This window comes from Pseudomonas silesiensis, assembly GCF_001661075.1.
Lineage (GTDB): Bacteria > Pseudomonadota > Gammaproteobacteria > Pseudomonadales > Pseudomonadaceae > Aquipseudomonas > Aquipseudomonas silesiensis.
In genome coordinates, this window is sequence record NZ_CP014870.1 from 1,585,807 (window position 1) to 1,608,245 (window position 22,439).

Here is a 22,439-nt window from a genome sequence, read left to right on the forward strand (position 1 = left end):
CCTCCGTCAGAAGAACATCGAGACTACCAAGCAAGCGCTTGGTTTGTAAACGGCTAAACTATCTTCTGCCCGAGCGCTTGCTTGGTGGCCCCCCGCCAGCTTAAATTGCCCGCGCAACCCGCTGGTTTCGCGGTGAGCGGCGTCTTGGATTGATCGACTGTAGGAGAGAATGGGTGGACGAGCAAAAAGCCCTTAGGGTGATGCGCGAATTGGTCGACAACGGCCAATTGACCGACCCGGACAGCGCCCGCGGCAATCTGCTGCAAGTGGCGGCCCACCTGTTTCGCAACAAAGGCTACGAGCGCACCACCGTGCGTGATCTGGCCAGTGCCGTCGGCATCCAGTCCGGCAGTATTTTTCATCACTTCAAAAGCAAGGACGAGATCCTGCGGGCGGTGATGGAGGAGACCATTCGCTATAACACGGCGTTGATGCGCGCGGAACTGGCCGAGGCTACCAGCGTGCGCGAGCGGGTGCTGGCACTGATTCGGTGCGAATTGCAGTCGATCATGGGCGGCAGCGGCGAGGCCATGGCGGTGCTGGTGTATGAATGGCGTTCGCTCTCCGAAGCAGGGCAGGCGCAGGTGCTGGCCCTGCGCGACATCTACGAAGATCTGTGGCTGCAGGTGCTGGGGGAGGCCAAGGACGCCGGGTTTATCCGCGGCGATGTGTTCATTACCCGGCGGTTCCTGACCGGTGCACTGTCCTGGACCACCACCTGGTTTCGCGCCGGCGGCAGCCTGAGCCTCGATCAATTGGCCGATGAAGCGTTGATTCTGGTGCTGGCAGAGAAACATCAGGATTGTCCGAAACACGACTAGACTGGTGAAGTGGCTGAAACCACCTGACTTGAATGCATTCAAGCGTATTTTCTTGGGAGTGGGTTGTTTGATGTCATCGCCAATTCGGACGGCCTCGGTAGTTTTACTGGCGGCGCTTTCGTCATTATGGATAGTGCCATCCCAGGCTGCGCAACTGGTGCGCATTGGCGCCGCGCATTTCCCGCCCTACACGGTGCGCCCGGAAACCGGTGCCGACACGGGCCTGTTGCCGCAATTGGTCGAGGCGCTCAATGCCTTGCAAAGCGACTATCAATTTGTCCTGGTGCCGACTTCCATTCCCCGACGCTTCGGTGACTTCAAACAAGCCCGGGTGGACATGGCGATCTTCGAGAACCCGGACTGGGGCTGGAAGGACATTCCCCACATCACCGTCGACATGGGCCTGGAAGACGCCGAGATTTTTGTAGCGCAACGCGAGCCCGGCCGTCAGCAAAGCTATTTTGCCAATCTCGCCGGTAAACGCCTGGCGCTGTTCAGCGGCTATCACTACGAATTTTCCAATTTCAATGCCGACCCGAAATTTCTCGCGCAGAACTACAACGCCACGCTGACCTATTCCCATGACAGCAACCTGTTGATGGTGCTGCGCGGGCGAGCGGACATTGCCCTCGTGACGCGCTCGTATTTAAGCGACTACCTGCTGCGCAACCAGCAGGTCGCCGATCAGTTGCTGGTGTCGCAGCGGGTCGACCAGATCTATCACCACTACGCCATCCTCCGCCCGACGGCGCCCATCAGTGGCGCTGCATTTGGCGAGTTGCTGCAAGACTTGCGCGAGAACGGCCAGATGCTGAAGATTTTTGAACCGTACAGAATTGCCGTGGTGCCGGTGCCCGGTAACTGAAATCGCGCCACAGGTCGCAATTGAGCGACTTCTCTTAAATTTCTCGCCTTGGCTCACGTCACCTCGTTGAACTGTCGACGATTAACGTGAGCCCGACCCATGTCCATTCCGAATGACCTGACTGCCCTGGCGTTGCCCACCGGCAGTCGTCTCGTAGCTGATGAAACCGAAAGCCGGCTGAGCCTCGACCTGGACGGAGAGCCGCTGATCAGGTTGCATCTGGCCAGTGAGCCCGAACTGTTGGTGCAGCTGGAGCAAGGCTTCGACCACCCCGATGGCGATGCGCTGCACACAGCCTGTTATTGGCTGTTTGCCCGCGATCCTGCCTGTCAGCGCCTGACCTGGCAGCTGGATGAAGTCCCTGTTGATGCCTTGCGCAACGGCTTGCTGGTCGCCACCGGTACCTCGGGCCAGTATCGCTGCGAACGCACGCTGTTCTGGCAGTTGCCGCAACCCTGGCTCGGGCAATCTCTGGCCAGCAGCTATCCGCAGCAAATGGTCATCAGTAGCGGCAAACGTCATCCGTTGCGACCAGTGAAACCTCGGGGCGAGGTGTATCGACGTTTCGATGCCCGGTTGGGCGCGTGGATTTCCCTGCGCACGCTGGACATCGACCATGATCTTGAGCGGTTCAATCGTTGGCAGAACAGTGCGCGGGTCGCGAGTTTCTGGCAGGAGGAGGGCAGTCTCGAGCAGCATCGCGAGTACCTGGACAAACTCGAGGCCGATCCCCACACCCTGACCCTGATCGGCTGTTTCGATGATCAGCCGTTTGCCTATTTCGAGGCCTATTGGGCCAAGGAAGATCGCATCGCGCCTTTTTATGAAGCGCATGATTACGACCGGGGTATTCATATGCTGGTCGGTGAAGAACATCACCGCGGCCCGCACAAGGTGGCGAGCTGGTTATCGGCGCTGGTGCATTACCTGTTGCTCGATGATCCGCGTACCCAACGAGTGGTTGCCGAGCCTCGGGCCGACAACGGCAAGATGATCGGGTATATGCAGGGCCAGGGCTTTTATTGCGAGAAAGAGTTTGATTTTCCGCATAAGCGTGCGGCGTTGATGGTGTTGGGGCGGGAGCGGTTTTTTGAGCGGTGTGAGTTGGCTTGAGGCGTAAGGCTCAAGACCTTTTTCGGTCTTGAGTCCGCCTTCGCGAGCAAGCTCCCACAGTGGATTTCCTGCGTACAGGCAATTTGTGTACGCCAGAGATCAATTGTGGGAGCGAGCCTGCTCGCGATGGGGGCGACGAAAATTTCAGATATCAACGGCGGGCAAAGGTATCCACCCGACTCCCCGACACCTTCCGGCAGTGCACCAGCGCATCGCGAATCATGAAGTTCACCAGGGTCGGCGAGACCCCGAGTTCCTTGGCGATGTCTTTCTGCGGCACGCCATGCAGGCGGTACATCTCGAAAGCGTAACGGGTGCGGCTGGGCAACTCCGTCAGCGCGTCGGCTATGTTTTCCAGGGTCGAGAAGTTCATGTGCGAGGTTTCCGGCGAAGCGCCCGGGATCACCACGTTCAGGCCTTCTTCCTCTGGCCCTGAATATTTCTGCTCCAGCGCCTGCTTACGGTAGTGATCGATCGCCAGGTTGCGCACGATCTGGAACAGGTAGCTGAGTTGAGCCTTGAACGAAGACGTGATCTGCGGCGCCGACTGCAGGCGGAAGAATGCGTCCTGTACCACGTCTTCGGCACGCGAGCGGCAGCCGGTGATCCGGGCTGCAATCTTGACCAGAATCAGTCGATTGTCGACGAATGCCTGAAGTAGCGGTGAATCGCACCTGCTTGTGGACACTTGTTCCGTCATGGAAATCACCCTGCTGCAAATAGGTTAGTGGGACGCCCGGGAACACCGGTGCCGTCCTACACATCGAGCGACAAATTATGCTGAATGATAATGATTGTCAATTGAGAAAGAGAATTAATGCTCCCCAAAGGTGCGAAGTGAGAACTGCGACACGCTGTTGCGCTCGCGCGCTTGCGACGCTCCCTTGCAATGCCGCAGCGGCGCTGGCGATCCGGCCAGTCGACTAATTATTTGCGGACGTCATCCGTTCTCATTGGTGAATAGCACAGCGCAATCCCTCATACCCCTGTAGGAGCGAGCTCGCTCGCGAAGGTCGTTAACGATGACGATGGGCACCTGACACCCCGCGGCGTTCTCCGGTTCTTCGCGAGCAAGCTCGCTCCTACAGCCGAATTCAGGCAGGAAACCCCATGACCGACGCGTTCGAACTCCCCAGCACCCTGGTCCAAGCTCTCCAGCGCCGCGCGGCCCTGACGCCGGACCGGGTGGCCTTGCGTTTTCTCGCCGAAACCGAGGATCAGGCTGTGGTGCTCAGTTATCGCGAACTGGATCAGCGGGCACGCCTCATTGCCGGCGCATTGCAGGCCGAGGCCGAGTTCGGCGATCGCGCGGTGCTGCTGTTCCCCAGTGGCCCGGATTATGTCGCGGCCTTCTTTGGTTGCCTGTATGCGGGGGTCATCGCGGTGCCGGCTTATCCACCGGAATCGACCCGTCGTCATCATCAGGAACGCCTGCTGTCGATCATCAGCGATGCCGAGCCGCGTCTGTTGCTGACCAGCGCCGGCCTGGAAGATTCGTTGGCGCACATCGAAGGCGCGCCGCCGTTGTTGTGCGTGGATACCCTGGATAGCGTGCTGGCCGAACGTTGGGTCGCGCCGGACCTGCAGGACGACCACATCGCCTTCTTGCAGTACACCTCCGGCTCCACCGCCTTGCCGAAAGGTGTGCAGGTCAGCCACGGCAATCTGGTGGCGAACGAATTGCTGATTCGCCACGGCTTCGGCATCGATCTGAACCCGGACGACGTGATCGTCAGCTGGTTGCCGCTGTACCACGACATGGGCCTGATCGGTGGCCTGTTGCAACCCATCTTCAGTGGCGTGCCGTGCATCCTGATGTCGCCGGGCTACTTCCTCGGCCGGCCGTTGCGCTGGCTGGAAGCGATCAGCGAGTACGGCGGCACCATCAGCGGCGGGCCGGATTTTGCCTATCGGCTGTGCAGCGAGCGGGTCAGCGAATCGGCCCTGGAGCGCCTCGACCTGAGCGGCTGGCGCGTGGCGTATTCCGGCTCCGAACCGATTCGCCTCGACACGCTGGAACGCTTTGCCGAGAAGTTCGACGTTTGCGGTTTCAATCCAGACAGTTTCATGGCGTCCTATGGCCTGGCCGAAGCCACGCTGTTCGTCGCCGGCAGCCCTCGCGGCCAGGGTATCGGCAACCTGCGGGTGGATGATCAGGCCCTGGCGCAAAACCGTGTCGAGCCGGGGGAGGGCAGCGCGATCATGAGCTGCGGCGTCGGCCAACCGGATCACGCGGTACTGATCGTCGATCCCTCGGCGCGCAACGAACTGGCGGACAACAGCGTCGGCGAGGTCTGGGCTTGCGGCCCGAGCATCGCCCACGGCTATTGGCGCAACCCCGAAGCGTCCGCCAAGACCTTCGTCCAGCACGCCGGCCGTACCTGGCTACGCACAGGCGACCTGGGCTTCATGCGCAACGGCGAGCTGTTCATCACCGGGCGCCTGAAGGACCTGCTGATCGTGCGCGGGCACAACCTCTATCCGCAGGACATCGAACAGACTGTCGAGCGCGAAGTGGACGTGGTGCGCAAAGGGCGCGTCGCCGCCTTCGCCGTGAACATCGACGGGCAGGAAGGCATCGGCATCGCGGCGGAAATCAGCCGCAGCGTGCAAAAAATCCTCGCGCCCGACGCGTTGATCAAAGCCATTCGCCAAGCGGTGGCCGAGGCGTATCAGGAGGCGCCGGGCGTGGTGGTGCTGCTCAATCCGGGGGCGCTGCCCAAGACGTCCAGCGGCAAACTGCAACGCTCGGCGTGCCGCGATCGGCTGGCGGACGGCAGCCTCGACAGTTATGCGCAGTTCCCGACGGTGGCCAGCGAGCATGAGGCGAAAACCGAATCCGGCTCCGGGCTGCAAACCCTGATCGGCCAGATCTGGTGCGAGCAACTGCAGATCGGACAGGTCAATGCCGACGATCACTTTTTCCTGTTGGGCGGCAACTCTATTGCCGCTACGCAAGTGGTCGCGCGTCTGCGCGAAGAACTAGGCCTGGAACTGAACCTGCGCCTGTTGTTCGAAGCGCCAACTCTCGGTGCGTTTACCGCTGCATTGGTTGAACGGCAACAGGACGGTGGCCTGGCCCAAGGCTCGATCACCCCACTGTCGCGCACCGAAGCCATGCCGCAATCCCTGGCGCAAAACCGTCTGTGGATCACCTGGCAACTGGACCCGCAAAGCAGCGCCTATAACATTCCCGGTGCCTTGCGCCTGCGCGGCGAGCTGGATCAAGACGCCTTGCGCGCCAGTTTCCAGCAACTGATCGAGCGTCACGAATCCTTGCGCACACGCTTCTTCGAACGTGACGGCGTAGCACTGCAACAGATCGACTCCGCCGCCGAATTCAACCTGCAATTGATCGACATCAGCGACCTGCCAGCCGTCGAGCGCGAAGCCCGCGCCTTGCAAATTCGTGAGGACGAAGCCCGCACCCAATTCGACCTGGAGAAAGGTCCACTGCTCTGGGTGACCCTGGTGCGCCTCGATGATGAGGATCACCAGTTGCTGGTGACGCTGCACCACATCATCGCCGATGGCTGGTCGCTGAACGTGCTGATCGACGAGTTCTCGCGTCTTTATGCCGCCGCGTCCCAGGGCCAGACCGCGACGTTGGCGGCACTGCCAACGCACTACGCCGACTACGGCGGCTGGCAGCGCCAATGGCTGGCGCAAGGGGAGGGCGAGCGGCAACTGGCCTACTGGAAAGCACAGTTGGGCGATGAGCATCCGACACTGACTCTGGCCACCGACCACTCGCGCTCGACGCAACACAGCCACAGTGCTGCCCGTCATTCCATCAAGCTTGGCGCAACGTTGAGCGATGCCATTCGCCAGACCGCCCAGGCCCATGAATCGACGACCTTCATGCTGTTGCTCACCGCCTTCCGGAGCCTGCTGCACCGCTACAGCGGCCAGCGCGACATCCGCATCGGCGTGCCCAACGCCAACCGTCCGCGCCTGGAAACCCAGGGCCTGATCGGCTTTTTCATCAACACCCAGGTGCTGCGCACCGAGGTCGATCCGCGACAGCCATTCGTTGACTTGCTGGCGCAGGTCCGTCAGGCGGCGTTGGGCGCACAAGTGCATCAGGACCTGCCGTTCGAACAACTGCTCGAAGCCTTTCCGCAGGCTCGGGAACAAGGCCTGTTCCAGGTCATGTTCAACCATCAGCAACGGGACCTCAGCGCATTGAAACGTCTGCCCGGGCTGCTCGCCGAAGAACTGCCATGGCACAGCCGCGAAGCCAAGTTCGATCTGCAACTGCACAGTGAGGAAGACCAAAAGGGTCGCCTGAGCCTGTCCTTCGACTACGCCAGCGAACTGTTCGACGCCGCCACCATCGAGCGGCTGGCCGAGCATTTCAGCAACCTGCTGCGGGCGGTTTGCGCACAGCCGCACGCCCTGATTGCCGACCTGCCATTACTGACGTCGAGTGAGCTCGATCAGCAAGCAAACTGGAGCGCAGCACCCTGCAAGCCGGCCAGCCAATGGTTGCCAGAGCTGCTCCACGAACAGGCGCGCCTGACGCCCGAGCGCATCGCGTTGATCTGGGACGGCGGCCAACTCGACTTCGCCGAACTGCACAGTCAGGCCAACCGCCTGGCCCATTACCTGCGCGACAAGGGCGTCGGTCCGGATGTCTGCGTGGCCATCGCCGCCGAGCGTTCGCCACAGTTGCTGATCGGCCTGCTGGCGATCATCAAGGCCGGTGGCGCCTACGTGCCGCTGGACCCGGACTACCCGGCCGAACGCCTGGCCTACATGCTCAACGACAGCGGTGTCGAATTGCTGCTGACCCAGACCCCATTGCTTGACCAACTGCCCGCCAGCGACGGTGTCAGCGTAATCGCCATGGACGCTTTGCATCTGGATGGCTGGCCGAGCCATGCGCCGGGCCTGCACCTGCACGGCGACAACCTTGCCTACGTGATTTATACCTCCGGTTCCACCGGTCAGCCCAAGGGTGTCGGCAACACCCACGCCGCCCTCGCCGAACGCCTGCAATGGATGCAGGACACCTATCGCCTGAACGACACTGACGTGTTGATGCAAAAGGCGCCGATCAGTTTTGATGTATCGGTGTGGGAGTGTTTCTGGCCCTTGATCACCGGCAGTCGGTTGCTGCTCGCCGGTCCCGGCGAACACCGCGACCCGCACCGCATTGCGCAACTCGTTCAAACCTACGGCGTGACCACGCTGCACTTCGTGCCACCCTTGCTGGCGCTGTTCATCGACGAACCGCTGACCGCCGGCTGTGCCAGCCTGCGGCGTGTGTTCTGCGGCGGTGAAGCCTTGCCTGCCGAGTTGCGCAATCGGGTACTGGAACAATGGCCGGCGGTGCAATTGCACAACCGCTATGGCCCGACGGAAACAGCGATCAACGTCACTCACTGGCAGTGCACCACCGCCGATGGCGAACGTTCGCCGATCGGGCGTCCGCTGGGCAACGTGGTGTGCCGCGTGCTGGACGGTGATCTCAATCCGGTTCCGGTCGGTGTACCGGGTGAATTGTGCATCAGCGGCATCGGCCTGGCACGAGGGTATCTGGGGCGCCCGGGCCTGACCGCCGAGCGCTTCGTCGTCGATCCGCTGGGCGAGCAGGGTGCGCGTCTGTACCGCACCGGCGACCGTGTCCGCTGGACTGCCGATGGCGTGATCGACTACCTCGGTCGCCTCGATCAGCAGGTCAAACTGCGCGGCTTCCGGGTTGAGCCGGAAGAAATCGAAGCGCGGCTGCTGATCCAGGCGGGCGTTGCACAAGCCGTGGTGCTGGTGCGTGAAACGGCGGCCGGCGGACAGTTGATCGGTTACTACACCACCAGCGATTCTTCTGAAGACATTGATGCTCAAACCGCGCGCCTGAAAACCGCACTGGCCGCCGAGTTACCTGAATACATGGTCCCGGCGCAGCTGATGCGTCTGGACGAAATGCCCCTGAGTCCAAGCGGCAAGCTCGACCGTCGCGCCTTGCCCGAACCCCAGTGGCAAGTTCGCGAACACGTCGCGCCGGTCACTGCGCTGGAACAGCAAATCGCCGGTATCTGGCGCGAGGTCCTGGGCCTTGCGCAGATCGGTCTGCGCGACGATTTCTTCGCCCTCGGCGGCCACTCGCTGCTGGCCACGCAAACCATTTCCCGCACCCGCCAGGCCTGCGACGTCGAGTTGCCGCTACGGGCGCTGTTCGAGCACAGTGAACTGGGCGCGTTTGTCGACCAGGTGCAGTCGATTCAGGCCAGCGGCAACACCAACAAACAGCCACCGATCGAGACAGTCGACCGGAGCCAGGTGGTGCCGTTGTCCTATTCCCAGCAACGCATGTGGTTCCTCTGGCAGATGGAACCGGACAGCCCGGCCTACAACGTCGGGGGCATGGCGCGGCTGCGCGGGGTGCTCGACGTCGGGCGTTTTGAAGCGGCGTTGCAGGCGCTGATCATGCGCCACGAAACCCTGCGCACGACCTTCCCGAGCGTTGACGGCGTGGCCCGGCAACAGGTTCATGCAGAAACCGGCCTGCGCATGGACTGCAAGGATTCCTCGACGCTGGATGCCGACAGCCGTGAGCAACGGGTGCAGCAACTGGCCGACAGCGAAGCCCACACGCCATTCGATCTGGAAACCGGACCGCTGCTGCGCGCCTGCCTGGTCAAGACCGCCGAACAGGAACACTACCTGGTGCTGACCCTGCACCACATCGTCACCGAAGGCTGGGCGATGGACATTTTCGCCCGGGAGCTGAGCGCGCTGTACGAAGCCTTTGTCGAGGACCGCGAATCGCCGCTGGCACCGCTGCCGGTGCAGTACCTGGATTACAGCGTGTGGCAGCGCCAGTGGCTGGAATCCGGCGAACGCCAGCGCCAGCTCGACTACTGGACCACACAGCTGGGGCGCGAACATCCGCTGCTGGAATTGCCCGCCGACCGTCCGCGGCCGCCGGTGCAAAGTCATCAGGGCGAACTGTTTCGCTTCGACCTCAGCGATGAGCTTGCCGCCCGGGTTCGCGCCTTCAACGCAGCCCACGGCCTGACCCTGTTCATGACCATGACTGCCGCGCTGGCCGTGCTGCTCTACCGCTACAGCGGCCAGACCGACCTGCGCATCGGTGCCCCTGTCGCCAACCGGATCCGTCCGGAAAGCGAAGGGTTGATCGGTGCGTTCCTCAACACCCAGGTACTGCGCTGCCAGCTCGACGGCCAGATGTCCGTCGGCGAGTTGTTCGAGCAGGTTCGCCACACGGTGATCGAGGGCCAGTCCCATCAGGACCTGCCATTCGACCATCTGGTCGAGGCCTTGCAGCCACCGCGCAGCGCTGCGTACAACCCACTGTTCCAGGTGATGTGCAACGTGCAACGCTGGGAATTCCAGCAGAGCCGTACCCTGGCCGGCATGACCGTCGAATACCTGGCCAACGATGCCCGGGCGACCAAGTTCGACCTCAACCTGGAAGTCACTGACCTCGATCACCGCCTGGGGTGCTGCCTGACCTACAGCACCGACCTGTTCGACGAACCGCGCATTGCGCGCATGGCCGGGCATTGGCGCAATGTGCTCGAAGCGCTGCTGGCCGATCCGCAACAGCGTCTCAGTGAGCTGCCGTTGCTGGACGCGAGCGAACAGCAACACCTGCTCGACAGCCTCGGCGTCGAACCGGGCGAGCATCGCCTGGATCAGTGTATTCATCATCTGTTCAGCGAGCAGGCGCTGGTGCGCAAGGATGCTCCGGCACTGACCTTTGCCGGCAAAACCCTGAGCTACGCCGAACTCGACAGCCGCGCCAATCGCCTGGCCTGGATGCTCCGCGAACGTGGGGTCGGCCCGCAGGTCCGGGTGGGCCTGGCGCTTGAGCGTTCGCTGGAAATGGTCGTCGGCCTGCTGGCGATCCTCAAGGCAGGCGGCGCCTACGTGCCGCTGGACCCGGAATACCCGCTGGATCGTCTGCACTACATGATCGAAGACAGCGGCATCGGTTTGCTGCTCAGCGATGCGGCGATGTTCGACGCACTGGGTGAGTTGCCTTCCACTGTCGCCCGCTGGTGCCTGGAAGAAGACTCTGCCGAACTGCTCAACTATCCTGCCAGCGAGCTGCCATTTATCAGCCTGCCGCAACATCAGGCCTACCTGATCTACACCTCCGGCTCCACCGGCAAGCCCAAAGGCGTGGTGGTGTCCCACGGTGAAATCGCCATGCACTGCCGCGCCGTGATCGAGCGCTTCGGCATGCGCCCGGACGATTGCGAACTGCACTTCTATTCGATCAACTTCGACGCCGCCACCGAACGCTTGCTCGTGCCTTTGCTGAGTGGTGCCCAGGTTATCCTGCGTGCCCAGGGCCAGTGGGACGCGGAAGAAATCTGCGGTCTTATCCGCCGTCACCACATCAACATCCTTGGCTTCACCCCGAGCTACGGCAGCCAGTTGGCCCAATGGCTGGCGACCCGGAACGAGACGCTACCGGTGCGCATGTGCATCACCGGCGGCGAAGCCCTGACCGGCGAACACCTGCAGCGAATCCGCGCGGCGTTCAAGCCGAGCCTGTTCTTCAACGCCTACGGCCCGACCGAAACCGTGGTCATGCCGCTGGCCAGCCTGGCGCCGGAACAGTTGGCAGAAGGCCTGGGCAGCGTGCCGATCGGCAGTGTGATCGGCGCTCGCGTGGCTTACATCCTCGACGCCGACCTGGCGCTGGTGCCGCAGGGCGCGACGGGGGAGTTGTATGTCGGCGGCGCCGGTCTGGCCCAGGGTTATCACCAGCGTCCGGGGATGACGGCCGAGCGTTTTGTCGCCGACCCGTTCGCCGCCGATGGCGGGCGTCTGTACCGCACCGGCGACCTGGTGCGTCAGCGCGCCGATGGTCTGGTGGAATACCTTGGGCGTATTGACCATCAAGTGAAAATTCGCGGGTTCCGCATCGAGCTGGGCGAAATCGAAACCCGACTGCTGGAACACGCAGCGGTCCGTGAAGCGGTGGTGTTGGCGCTCGATGCACCCAGTGGCAAGCAACTGGTCGGCTACGTGGTCACCGAGCTCGCCGAACAGGACGAAACGCAACAAGCCGAACTGCGCGAATCCCTCAAGGTTCACCTCAAGTCGCAACTGCCGGACTACATGGTGCCCACGCACCTGATCCTGCTGGCTCAGTGGCCGCTGACCGCCAACGGCAAACTCGACCGCCGCGCACTGCCGGCACCGGACCCGGAACTGAACCGCCAGCAGTACGTGGCGCCGGGCAACGCGCTTGAACTGACCCTGACCGACATCTGGTGCGAGGTCCTGAACGTAGGGCAGGTGGGGCTCAACGACAACTTCTTCGAACTGGGTGGCGACTCGATTCTGTCGATCCAGGTGGTCAGCCGGGCCCGCCAGCAGGGCATCCACTTCAGCCCGCGGGACTTGTTCCAGCACCAGACCGTGCAGACCCTGGCCGCCGTGGCGACCCGTGTCGAGCAGCTGCGCGCTGAACAAGGCCTGATCACCGGCGAGTCGCGGTTGACGCCGATCCAGCACTGGTTCTTCGACACTGAAATCCCACAGCGTCAGCACTGGAACCAGGCATTGCTGCTGGAACCGACCGTGCCCCTGGAACCCCATTGCCTTGAAGCGGCGCTGCTGGCCGTGATCGAACAACACGACGCCTTGCGCCTGCGTTTCACTGAAGTCCCAGGGCAATGGACCGCCGAACACCAGCCGGTCTGCGAAACACCGGTGCTCTGGCAAGTGCGCGTGCCCTCCATGGATAAATGCACCGCACTGTTTGCCGATGCCCAGCGCAGCCTCGACCTCGAACAGGGCCCGCTGGTACGCGCCCTGCTGGTCGATGCGCCCGGCGACCAGCAACGGCTGTTCATCGTCATTCATCACCTGGTGGTGGACGGGGTTTCCTGGCGGGTGCTGCTGGACGATCTGCAAACCGCGTATCGCCAACTGGCCACGCACCAGTCGGTCAAATTGCCGGCGAAAACCAGTGCCTTCAAGGAGTGGTCCGCACGCCTGCAGGCGTATGCCGGCAGCGAATCACTGCGTGAAGAGCTGGGCTGGTGGCAGTCGCAACTGGCGGGGCCGACCGCTGATTTGCCGTGCGAACGCCCCGAGGGCGGTCGGCAGAATCGCCATGCACAGACCGTCAGCGTACGCCTCGACAGCGAACGCACCCGCCAATTGCTGCAACAGGCACCGAGTGCCTATCGCACCCAGGTCAACGACTTGTTGCTGACCGCGTTGGCGCGGGTGTTGTGCCGCTGGAGCGGGCAGCAATCGGCGCTCATTCAACTCGAAGGCCACGGCCGCGAAACCCTGTTCGACGAGATCGACCTGACCCGCACCGTTGGCTGGTTCACCAGCGCTTATCCACTGCGCCTGATGCCAATGCAAGAGCAGGGCGCCTCGATCAAGGCGATCAAGGAGCAATTGCGCGCAGTGCCACACAAAGGTCTGGGGTATGGCGTGTTGCGCTACCTGGCCGATGAGCCGTGCCGCCAGTCCATGGCTGCACTGCCGATGGCGCCGATTACCTTCAACTACCTCGGCCAGTTCGACCAGAGCTTCGGCAACGATGCGTTGTTCCATCCGCTGGATGAGCCGGTCGGCGCCGCACACGATCCGAAAGCGCCGCTGCCCAACGAGCTGAGCGTCGACAGTCAGGTGTACGGCGGTGAGCTGGTGCTGCGCTGGACCTTCAGCGCCGAACGCCATGATCGGCAAACCATCACCGATTTGGCGGACGCTTACCTTGGCGAATTGCAGAGCCTGGTCGAGCATTGCCTGCAGGACAACGCGGGCGGCCTGACACCGTCGGACTTCCCGCTGGCCAGGCTGACCCAGCCGCAACTCGATGCGCTGCCGGTGCCGGCTGCGGTCATTGAAGACGTCTACCCGCTGACACCGATGCAGGAAGGCATGCTGCTGCACACCCTGCTGGAACCGGGCACCGGCCTCTACTACATGCAGGACCGTTACCGCATCGACAGCGAGCTCGATCCGCAGCGTTTCGCCCAGGCCTGGCAGGCGGTGATCGCCCGTCACGAAGCCTTGCGTGCGTCGTTCTGCTGGAACGTCGGCGAAGACATGCTGCAAGTGATCCACAAACCGGGCAGCACCCCGATCGAGTACCTGGACTGGAGCGCTATCGCCGAGGCCGGGCAAGAGCCGAAGTTGCAGGCACTGCTCAAAAGCGAGCGCGAGGCCGGTTTCGATCTGCTCAACCAGGCACCCTTCCACCTGCGTCTGATCAAGGTCGGCGAAGCGCGCTACTGGTTCATGATGAGCAACCACCACATCCTGATCGATGCCTGGTGCCGTTCGCTGTTGATGAACGACTTCTTCGAAATCTACAGCGCCCTTGGCGAAGGCCGGGAAGCGCAGTTGGCCGTGCCACCGCGGTATCGCGACTACATCGGCTGGCTGCAACGCCAGAGCCTGGCCGAGGCACGGCAGTGGTGGAAGCACAACCTGCAAGGCTTCGAGCGTACCACGCCGATTCCGAGCGACCGGCCGTTCCTGCGCGAACACGCCGGTGACAGCGGCGGCATGCTCGTCGGCGACCGCTACACCCGTCTCGATGCCCGTGACGGCGCCCGACTGCGCGAACTGGCCCAGGCGCATCAGCTGACCATCAACACCTTCGCCCAGGCGGCGTGGGCCCTGGTATTGCGGCGCTTGAGCGGTGATCGCGACGTGCTGTTCGGCGTCACTGTGGCCGGGCGCCCGGTGGAAATGCCGCAGATGCAGCGCACCGTGGGCCTGTTCATCAACAGCATCGCGTTGCGGGTGAAGATGCCGGAAGACGACCAGCGCTGCAGCGTGCGCCAGTGGTTGAGCGGCTTGCTCGACAGCAACATGCAGTTGCGCGAGTACGAGTACCTGCCACTGGTGAACATTCAGGAAAACAGCGAACTGCCCAAGGGCCAGCCGTTGTTCGACAGCCTGTTCGTGTTCGAAAACGCCCCGGTGGAAGTCTCGGTGCTGGACCGTGCGCAAAGCCTCAATGCGACCTCGGATTCGGGTCGTACCCACACCAACTTCCCGTTGACCGCAGTGTGCTATCCGGGCGATGACCTGGGCTTGCACCTGTCCTACGACCAGCGTTATTTCGACGAGTCGACCATCGAGCGCATGCTTGGCGAGTTCAAGCGTCTGCTGCTGGCGCTGGTCGAAGGCTTCCATGGCGACATGGCCGATTTGCCGCTGTTGGGGGCCGAGGAACAGGACTTCCTCATCCATGGCTGCAACCAAAGCGAGCACGATTACCCGCTGGAGCAGAGTTACGTCGAGTTGTTCGAAGCGCAGGTGACCCGGCATCCGCAGCGGATGGCCGCCAGCTGCCTGGATCAGCAACACAGTTACCTTGAGCTGAATCAGCGCAGCAACCGCCTCGGCCATGCGCTGGTCGCGGCCGGCGTCGGGCTGGATCAACCGGTGGCGTTGCTGGCCGAACGTAACCTCGATCTGCTGGGCATGATTATCGGCAGCTTCAAGGCCGGCGCCGGTTACCTGCCGCTGGACCCGGGACTGCCAAGTCAGCGTTTGAGCCGGATCATCGACCTGAGCCGCACGCCGTTGCTGGTCTGCACTCAAGCTTGCCGCGAGCAGGCCATGGCATTGCTCGATGAGTTCGGGTGCGCCAATCGTCCGAAGTTGCTGGTCTGGGAAGAGGTGCAAGCGAGCGATGTTTCGCTGATGAATCCTGGTATCTACAGCGGTCCGGACAATCTCGCCTACGTGATCTACACCTCGGGTTCTACCGGTCTGCCGAAGGGGGTGATGGTCGAGCAGCGCGGCATGCTCAACAACCAGCTGAGCAAAGTGCCGTACCTGAACCTGAGCGATGCCGACGTGATCGCCCAGACCGCCTCGCAGAGCTTCGACATTTCGGTTTGGCAGTTCCTTGCCGCACCGCTGTTCGGGGCGCGGGTGGACATCGTGCCGAACTCCATCGCCCATGACCCGCAAGGTTTGCTGGCCCATGTGCAGAGCCAGGGCATCACCGTGCTGGAAAGCGTGCCGTCGCTGATCCAGGGCATGCTCGCCCAGGAACGCATGAGCCTGGACGGTCTGCGCTGGATGCTGCCGACCGGCGAAGCGATGCCGCCGGAACTGGCGCATCAATGGCTGCTGCGCTACCCGGATACCGGACTGGTGAATGCCTATGGCCCGGCGGAGTGCTCGGATGATGTGGCCTTCTTCCGCGTGGACCTGGCGTCGACGCGCGGCAGCTATTTGCCGATCGGTACGCCGACCGACAACAACCGTTTGTATTTGCTCGATGGCACGCTGGAATTGGTGCCGTTGGGGGCGGTGGGCGAAGTGTGCGTCGCAGGCACCGGGGTGGGCCGCGGTTATGTCAGCGACCCGATGCGCACGGCGCAGGCGTTCGTGCCTAACCCGTTTGGTGCAGATCGCCTGTATCGCACCGGTGACCTGGCCCGTCGTCGCAGTGACGGCGTGCTGGAGTACGTCGGGCGCATCGACCACCAAGTGAAGATTCGCGGTTACCGCATCGAGCTGGGTGAAATCGAAGCCCGTCTGCATGAGCAACCGCAGGTCCGTGAAGCGGCGGTCGGCGTGCAGGAAGGGGTGAACGGCAAGCATCTGGTGGGTTACCTGGTTGCGGCTGACTCGGCGCAGGATCCGAGCGAACACCTTGAGCGCATCAAGCAACGCCTGCGCGCCGAGCTGCCGGAATACATGGTACCGCTGCATTGGCTGTGGCTCGAGCGGATGCCGCTCAACGCTAACGGAAAACTCGATCGCAAGGCCCTGCCGGTGCTGGAGATCGGTCAGTTGCAGAGCCAGGATTACCGGGCGCCGCGTAATACGCTGGAGCAGACGTTGGCTGATATCTGGGCCGAAGTGCTGAAGGTCGAGAAGGTCGGCATTCGCGACAACTTCTTCGAACTGGGTGGGCATTCGCTGCTGGCGACGCAGATTGCTTCGCGGGTGCAGAAAACCTTGCAACGCGATGTGCCGCTGCGGGCGATGTTCGAGTGCAGCACGGTGGAGGAATTGGCCGAGCATATCGAGGGGTTGGCGGCGAGTGACATCACCGAGGAGAAGGTGGATCGGTTGAATGATCTGATGGCGGAGTTGGAGGGCCTGTAGTTCTCCGGCGTCGGTCAAGCCCCCCTTCGCCGGCAAGCCGGTCTCGCTCTCACAATGGATCTGTGTATGCAGGCCCATGTGGGAGCGAGCTTGCTCGCGATGGGGCCGGCACATTTTGCGAAAATTTGCGCGTTGACTGCCGTTTCCGCCCACCTCAGGCTGCCCCTGCTCTTTAAGTGAATCCCATTTCACCAAGGAAACAGTCAATGCCCTTCGTAACCATAGACGGACAACCGCTGCACTACATCGATCAAGGCACGGGCCCGGCAGTGCTGCTGGCCGGAAGCTATCTCTGGGACCAGGCCATGTGGGCGCCGCAGATTGCCGCCCTGACGCAACAATACAGGGTGATCGCCCCGGACCTGTGGGGTCATGGCCAATCCGGGCCACTACCGCAAACAACCACTTCACTGGATGACATCGCTCGCCAGGGATTGGCCTTGCTCGATCATCTGGACATCGAATGCGTCACCCTGGTGGGGCTTTCGGTCGGTGGCATGTGGGGCGCGCGCCTGGCTTTATCGGCGCACGGGCGAATCAACGGCCTGGTCCTGATGGACACTTATCTCGGTGAAGAGCCCGAGCCGACCCGCGATTATTATTTCTCTTTGTTAAAGCAGATCGAAGATGCCGGCGTGATAACGCCACAGCTGCTGGATATCATTGTGCCGATCTTCTTCCATCCCGATATCGACCAGAAGTCGGCGCTTTATCAGGATTTCCGTGCGTCGTTGGCGGCGCTGCCAGCGGATCGTCTGCTCCAAAGCATCGTGCCGATGGGGCGGATCACGTTTGGCCGGGCTGATCTGCTACCGCGCCTGCACGAGCTGAACGCTGACACTACGCTGCTGATGTGCGGGGACCAGGATCAACCACGGCCACCGGCGGAAACCCGGGAAATGGCCGAGTTGATCGGTTGCCCCTATGTACTGGTGCCGGAGGCGGGGCATATCTCGAATCTGGAGAATGCGCGGTTCGTGACCGAGGCATTGCTGGAGTTTCTGGCCCAGAGAAATTAGTCGCTCATACAGAAGCCATCGCGGGCAAGCCACGCTCCCACAGGTATGGTGTCGTTCACAATATTTACAAACGACACAAAAACCTGTGGGAGCGTGGCTTGCCCGCGATGGCATTATTGCTGTCACCACAAATCCAACGGCCAAACTATTATTTCGGCCCGAGAATCTTCACCAATTTGTCCGGCGAAGGCGCGCCTTGCTGTTGTTGCAGCTCTCCCTTGTCATCCATATAAAAAATCGCCGGTGTCGCAGACAACTCCAGCTCTTCCATCAACTGCATGTTCGCCGCCAGCTTCGCCTGAATCGCCGGCGGCACTTCTTTCAAGGCTTTGAGCGAGCTGCCCTTGCCGGCGCCTTCATGGTCCTGCAAGGCTTTCTGCGGGTCCTTGGCGGCCAGCAGCGCCGCCGATTTGCCCGGGCTGTCTTCACGGATGATGCCGACCATGATATGGCGCAACTGCACCTTGCCGGCCTTCACCCACGGCCGCGCCTGTTCCCAGAACATATTGCAGTAAGGGCAGTTTGGATCGCTGAACATATAGACGATCCGCGGTGCGTCTTTTTTGCCGTCAGCGATCCAGTGGCTGGTTTCCAGTTTGGCCCAGACTTCTTTCGCCATCGGTGCATAAACCAGCTTCTGCAACGGCGCGCTGCTCAGGTCATTACCCTCGGCGTCATACAGATTGCCCAGCAGGACATGCTTGCCATCCGGGGTCAGGTATAGTGCCATGCCCCGGTTCTGGTACTGCGCCGCATAGCCGCGCAAACCGTCGGGGGCATCGAATTGGCCGACGATTTTCGCACCTTTGGCTTCGATCTTTTTGATCGCTTCGGGCAGTTCTTCGGCAGCCTGCACCGACGGCAGGTGCAACAGGGTGGCACCCAAGGCCAGTGTCAGCAGGTGGCGGAGGCGGGGCATGGCGGTTTCCTTGAAGAAGTGGCTGATGTGGCAGGATTAGAGGTGTCGAAGCTTTCCAGGGCGCGGGCCAGGCTGGCTTCCGACAATTCTCCCAGATGGCTGCCCAGCAAGCGACCTTCAGGGCTATAGAACAGCGTAGTCGGCAATGCCATGGAGCCGACGGCCTGGCCCAATCGGCCGCCACCATCGAACAGGACGTTGGACAGGCTCAGGCCCTGGGTTTCCAGATAGGTACTGACACTTTGCATGCTTTCGGCCTGGTTCACGAACAGGAAGGTCAGGTCCGGGCGCTGTTGCTGGGCATCTTCCAGCACCGGCATTTCCCGGCGACACGGCGGGCACCAGGTGGCCCAGAGATTGATCACCAGCGGGCCGCCCTTGTAGTCGGCCAGCTGCACGGTTTCACCGGCGGCATTGCGCAGGGTTATTTCCGGCAGGCGAGTGCCTTGCTCGTAAATCGTCAGGGAAAACGTCGCCAGCAGCCAGAACGCCAGACCGCTGGCCACGCCAAATCCCAGTGGGCGGCGCAAGCCGGGGCGACGCCAGCCTCGATACAAGGCCGCGAGCAGCAGCACGATCACGCCTGGCCAGGCGAGGAAACCGCCGTCACGCAGGTCGATCATCTGCCACGGATCGTCCCGATAATGGGTCCAGTAAACGGCGACAAACCCTACTCGCGCCGCCAGCATGCCCAGCAGGAACAAGCTGAACAGCGCCGACTCGGGATTCTCGCCACCGCGCTTGGCCACCCGCCAGCCGACAAAGGTCGCCAGCGCCAAGGCACTGATCAGCAGCAGGTGATTAAGCGCAATGGCAAAGGTACCGAGGGTAAAAGTCAGCATTAACGGGCGTCTCGGGTGGTGGTCCAACGTTGCAGGAAGGTGTCGGCATCGACCTCGCCGGTGATGCGCTGGCTGCGGCGCTCGATGCCGTCGGCACCGAGCCACAACAGGCTCGGTGGCCCCGGCACTTTATAGCGGGCGAGCAGTTCGCGGCTGGCGGCATTGTCGGCGGTGACATCGAGCCGTAGCAAGCGCACATCGCTCAAGGCTTGCAGCACATGGGCTTTGCCGAATACCTGTTTTTCCATGACCTTGCACGACACGCACCAGTCGGCATAGTAGTCCAGCAGCACCCATTGCCCTTGTGCCTGAGCCGCATCGAGCTCCCGTTGCAGGGCGGCGGGGTCCTTGATGGTGGTGAAGGCGTCGTGACCGACAGGGCTTGTGGCGCTGCCCGGGTTTGTTGCGCTGTAGACCTGCAACGGTTTGAACGGATCATCGCTGCCGCCGGCGGCACCGATCATCAGCAGGCTGCCCCATAAGCCGAGCAATAGCGAACTGGCACCGAACAGGTGAGCGACTCGCCCGAACCCTTCGGACTGTTTCCAGGCGCTGTAGGCGGCGATCAACAACAATGCACCCCACAGCCCGACCCACAGGGATTCAGCCAGCACCGGACGCAGCATCAGCAGCGCAGTGGCGAGGAACAGGAAGCCGAACACGCCTTTAAGCAGGTTCATCCACGCGCCGGGTTTAGGCAGGAAGCGATTGCCCACCGTCACCAGCAACAGCAGTGGTACGCCGATGCCGATGCCCATGGCGAACAGTATCAGCCCGCCATGCAACGCATTGCCGCTTTGCGCGATGTAGAGCAGGGCGCCCGCCAGCGGAGCGGTCATGCACGGACCCACCAGCAAACCGGAGACGGCCCCCAGGACGCCAGCGCCAAAGAGACTGCCGCCGCGCTGGTTGCGAGAAACATTCTCCAGGCGATCCCGCACGGCCACCGGTAATTGCAACTCGAAGAAGCCGAACATCGGCAACGCCAGCAGCACAAACACCGTGGCGAAGGTACCCAGCAACCAAGGGTTCTGCAGCAATGCCTGCAGATTGGCGCCAAGCAACGCCGCCAGCACACCCATCGCCGCATACACCAGCGCCATGCAGATCACATAGCTGCTGGCCAGGGCAAACCCGCGTCGGGGCGTGGCGCCACTGCCGACAATCAAACCGGCCAGGATCGGCAGCATGGGCAGGGTGCAAGGGGTGAAGGCCAGCAGCAACCCCAGGCCGAAGAACACCAGCAGGCTCCAGCCCAGTGCCCGCTGTTGCAGGCCGCTGGCCAAGGCTTGATCAGGTGCTTCGCCAACGGCCGATGCCGCAGCGTTTCCACCCAGATCCACCACCTGGGTTTGCGGCGGGTAACACAGGCCGGCATCGGCGCAACCCTGGAAACCCACCTTGATCTGACCCGTGGCGCCTGCCGGGATCTTCAGTTCCAGGCCTTGGCGATAGACCTGCTGTTCACCGAAGAATTCATCGCTGTGCGACTCGCCCGCAGGCAATACAGGCTGCTGATCCTGAGTCAGCCCATCCAATTTCAGACGCTTCTGGTACAGGTAATAACCGTTGGCAATCTGCCAGAACAGTTGGGTTTCCCCGGAGTCCAGGCGCTCGGAAGTGAGAATGAACGCCTGGCCGACCGGAAGAAAGTCGGGTTTGGTTTCGAACGGATTGGCCCCCGCTTGGGCCAAGCCCGAGATCAAGAGCGCAAAAAGGAGAAACAGTTGACGCATGGGTAAGCCCGTTGTCTGTGCACGTGGGGTGCACAATGGGGGGCGGTGATTAACCCATGATTAATCAGCGGGTATGGAAACTGAAGCTTCAACGCCAAAACCAGACGCGGTCGCTGACATTTCAGGTCTTGGTCCGCGTAGTAGTCCGGGCCAGGTGTCGTTATCGACTTTTTTCGGGCCGTATTCCATTCTTTTTTCAGGGATGTTGTAGGTGATGTACTCGTTATCAGTCAGGAAGATATAGTAGTAACTATCGGCCAATGACCGATCGTTTTGCACGGCGGTTATGATCCGGTCCTTGTACGGCGCCAAGCCAGGCCATGTGCTGTCGTTGATGCGTTCAATGCGAAAATAGGGCTTGTTGTCGGGCTGTCCCATGCCGATGTTGATATATAAAAAGTGGCCGTTGTTCATGATGAATCGAAAGACAAACGGTTTATCGACAGATACTTGCCACCATGTGCCCGCGACGATACGATCAAAGTACGGAACGATATTTTCCCATATTGTGTCTTCAACGCGATCATTGCTCATGACCTTGTCACTATCTTGGTCATACTTGCAAACCATCGGTGTCGAGGCGTCGTAATAGAAGAGCCAAAGAATGTCCTGATCAAGGTTCCAGCCTTCAATCGAGGTGCTGGCGAAGCCGAATCGCAGGTCCTTGGCATGCACATGAAAATCGTGCCAGTTACTGTATTTGACCGGTTTTGGATACCCCTCGTCCACCCGGTTATTGCCGATGTGGAATCGGCTGTAGGTATTGCTGTCTTTAAAAAAGAAGAAGATTTTATCTTTTCCTGCGCGCCAATCGACAGCTACAAAATTTTCAAGTGTTGACATGATCCAATTCCTTTTGGTTGTTAATGTTGTGAAGAATATTGCTTTATCAGTGAATTAATAGTGCCGGCATCGCTGTGCGGCAGGTCCGTAATTCTTGTTTTGTTAATGCAGTTTGGTGATGGTTCTTGATGCTATATCTTGAAGCGAAGATTGTGTGTTGTTTTTTAAAGTGGAAATGTTGCGATATATGGCA

At 61.5% G+C, this 22,439-nt stretch carries 10 protein-coding genes and 1 pseudogene; 6 read left to right on the top strand and 5 right to left on the bottom strand.

Annotation, left to right across the window (positions count from 1 at the left end; all coding sequences use genetic code 11):
- Positions 1-173 precede the first annotated feature (173 nt).
- The 3 genes from PMA3_RS07245 to PMA3_RS07255 all read left to right on the top strand — a co-directional run bounded on the left by PMA3_RS07245 (position 174) and on the right by PMA3_RS07255 (position 2,799).
- Positions 174-821 carry a TetR/AcrR family transcriptional regulator gene (locus PMA3_RS07245; protein WP_064676519.1) on the top strand — a complete coding sequence of 216 codons (648 nt, stop codon included), beginning with the start codon at positions 174-176 and terminating at the stop codon, positions 819-821.
- Positions 822-891: 70 nt separating this feature from the next.
- Positions 892-1,686, top strand: coding sequence for a substrate-binding periplasmic protein (locus PMA3_RS07250; RefSeq protein WP_191637781.1), 795 nt, complete (start codon positions 892-894; stop codon positions 1,684-1,686).
- Between the two features lie 99 nt (positions 1,687-1,785).
- The gene (locus tag PMA3_RS07255; protein WP_064676520.1) at positions 1,786-2,799 is read left to right on the top strand and encodes a GNAT family N-acetyltransferase; all 1,014 of its coding nucleotides are present in this window, start codon (positions 1,786-1,788) and stop codon (positions 2,797-2,799) included.
- A 151-nt stretch (positions 2,800-2,950) separates the two neighbouring features.
- Here the strand turns inward: PMA3_RS07255 and PMA3_RS07260 are convergent, their stop codons facing one another.
- Entirely contained in the window at positions 2,951-3,499 is a 549-nt protein-coding gene (locus PMA3_RS07260) for an RNA polymerase factor sigma-70 (protein WP_064676521.1), read from the bottom strand.
- 273 nt (positions 3,500-3,772) lie between these two features.
- On the opposite strand from PMA3_RS07260, the pseudogene PMA3_RS33015 reads away from it, so the two are divergent.
- The 3 genes and pseudogenes from PMA3_RS33015 to PMA3_RS07270 all read left to right on the top strand — a co-directional run.
- Positions 3,773-3,886, top strand: a pseudogene (locus PMA3_RS33015) (outer membrane lipoprotein carrier protein LolA); the annotation flags it as partial.
- 23 nt (positions 3,887-3,909) lie between these two features.
- Positions 3,910-16,887, top strand: a complete 12,978-nt coding sequence (locus tag PMA3_RS07265) for a non-ribosomal peptide synthetase (RefSeq protein WP_064676522.1) — start codon at positions 3,910-3,912, stop codon at positions 16,885-16,887.
- 206 nt (positions 16,888-17,093) lie between these two features.
- Entirely contained in the window at positions 17,094-17,906 is an 813-nt protein-coding gene (locus PMA3_RS07270) for an alpha/beta fold hydrolase (protein WP_064676523.1), read from the top strand.
- Between the two features lie 148 nt (positions 17,907-18,054).
- Here the strand turns inward: PMA3_RS07270 and dsbG are convergent, their stop codons facing one another.
- Genes dsbG through PMA3_RS07290 form a run of 4 tightly spaced genes read right to left on the bottom strand, consistent with a single transcriptional unit; the run spans position 18,055 to position 22,246 of the window.
- Positions 18,055-18,825 carry a thiol:disulfide interchange protein DsbG gene (gene dsbG, locus PMA3_RS07275; RefSeq protein ID WP_064676524.1) on the bottom strand — a complete coding sequence of 257 codons (771 nt, stop codon included), beginning with the start codon at positions 18,823-18,825 and terminating at the stop codon, positions 18,055-18,057.
- On the bottom strand, positions 18,801-19,667 hold the full coding sequence (locus PMA3_RS07280) for a TlpA disulfide reductase family protein (protein ID WP_064676525.1): 867 nt from the start codon (positions 19,665-19,667) through the stop codon (positions 18,801-18,803). Before PMA3_RS07280 ends, dsbG begins: the two co-directional genes overlap by 25 nt.
- Positions 19,667-21,403 carry a protein-disulfide reductase DsbD gene (gene dsbD, locus PMA3_RS07285; RefSeq protein WP_064676526.1) on the bottom strand — a complete coding sequence of 579 codons (1,737 nt, stop codon included), beginning with the start codon at positions 21,401-21,403 and terminating at the stop codon, positions 19,667-19,669. The genes PMA3_RS07280 and dsbD overlap by 1 nt, the downstream gene beginning before the upstream one ends.
- A gap of 60 nt (positions 21,404-21,463) precedes the next feature.
- Positions 21,464-22,246, bottom strand: coding sequence for a hypothetical protein (locus tag PMA3_RS07290; RefSeq protein ID WP_064676527.1), 783 nt, complete (start codon positions 22,244-22,246; stop codon positions 21,464-21,466).
- Positions 22,247-22,439: the final 193 nt, after the last annotated feature.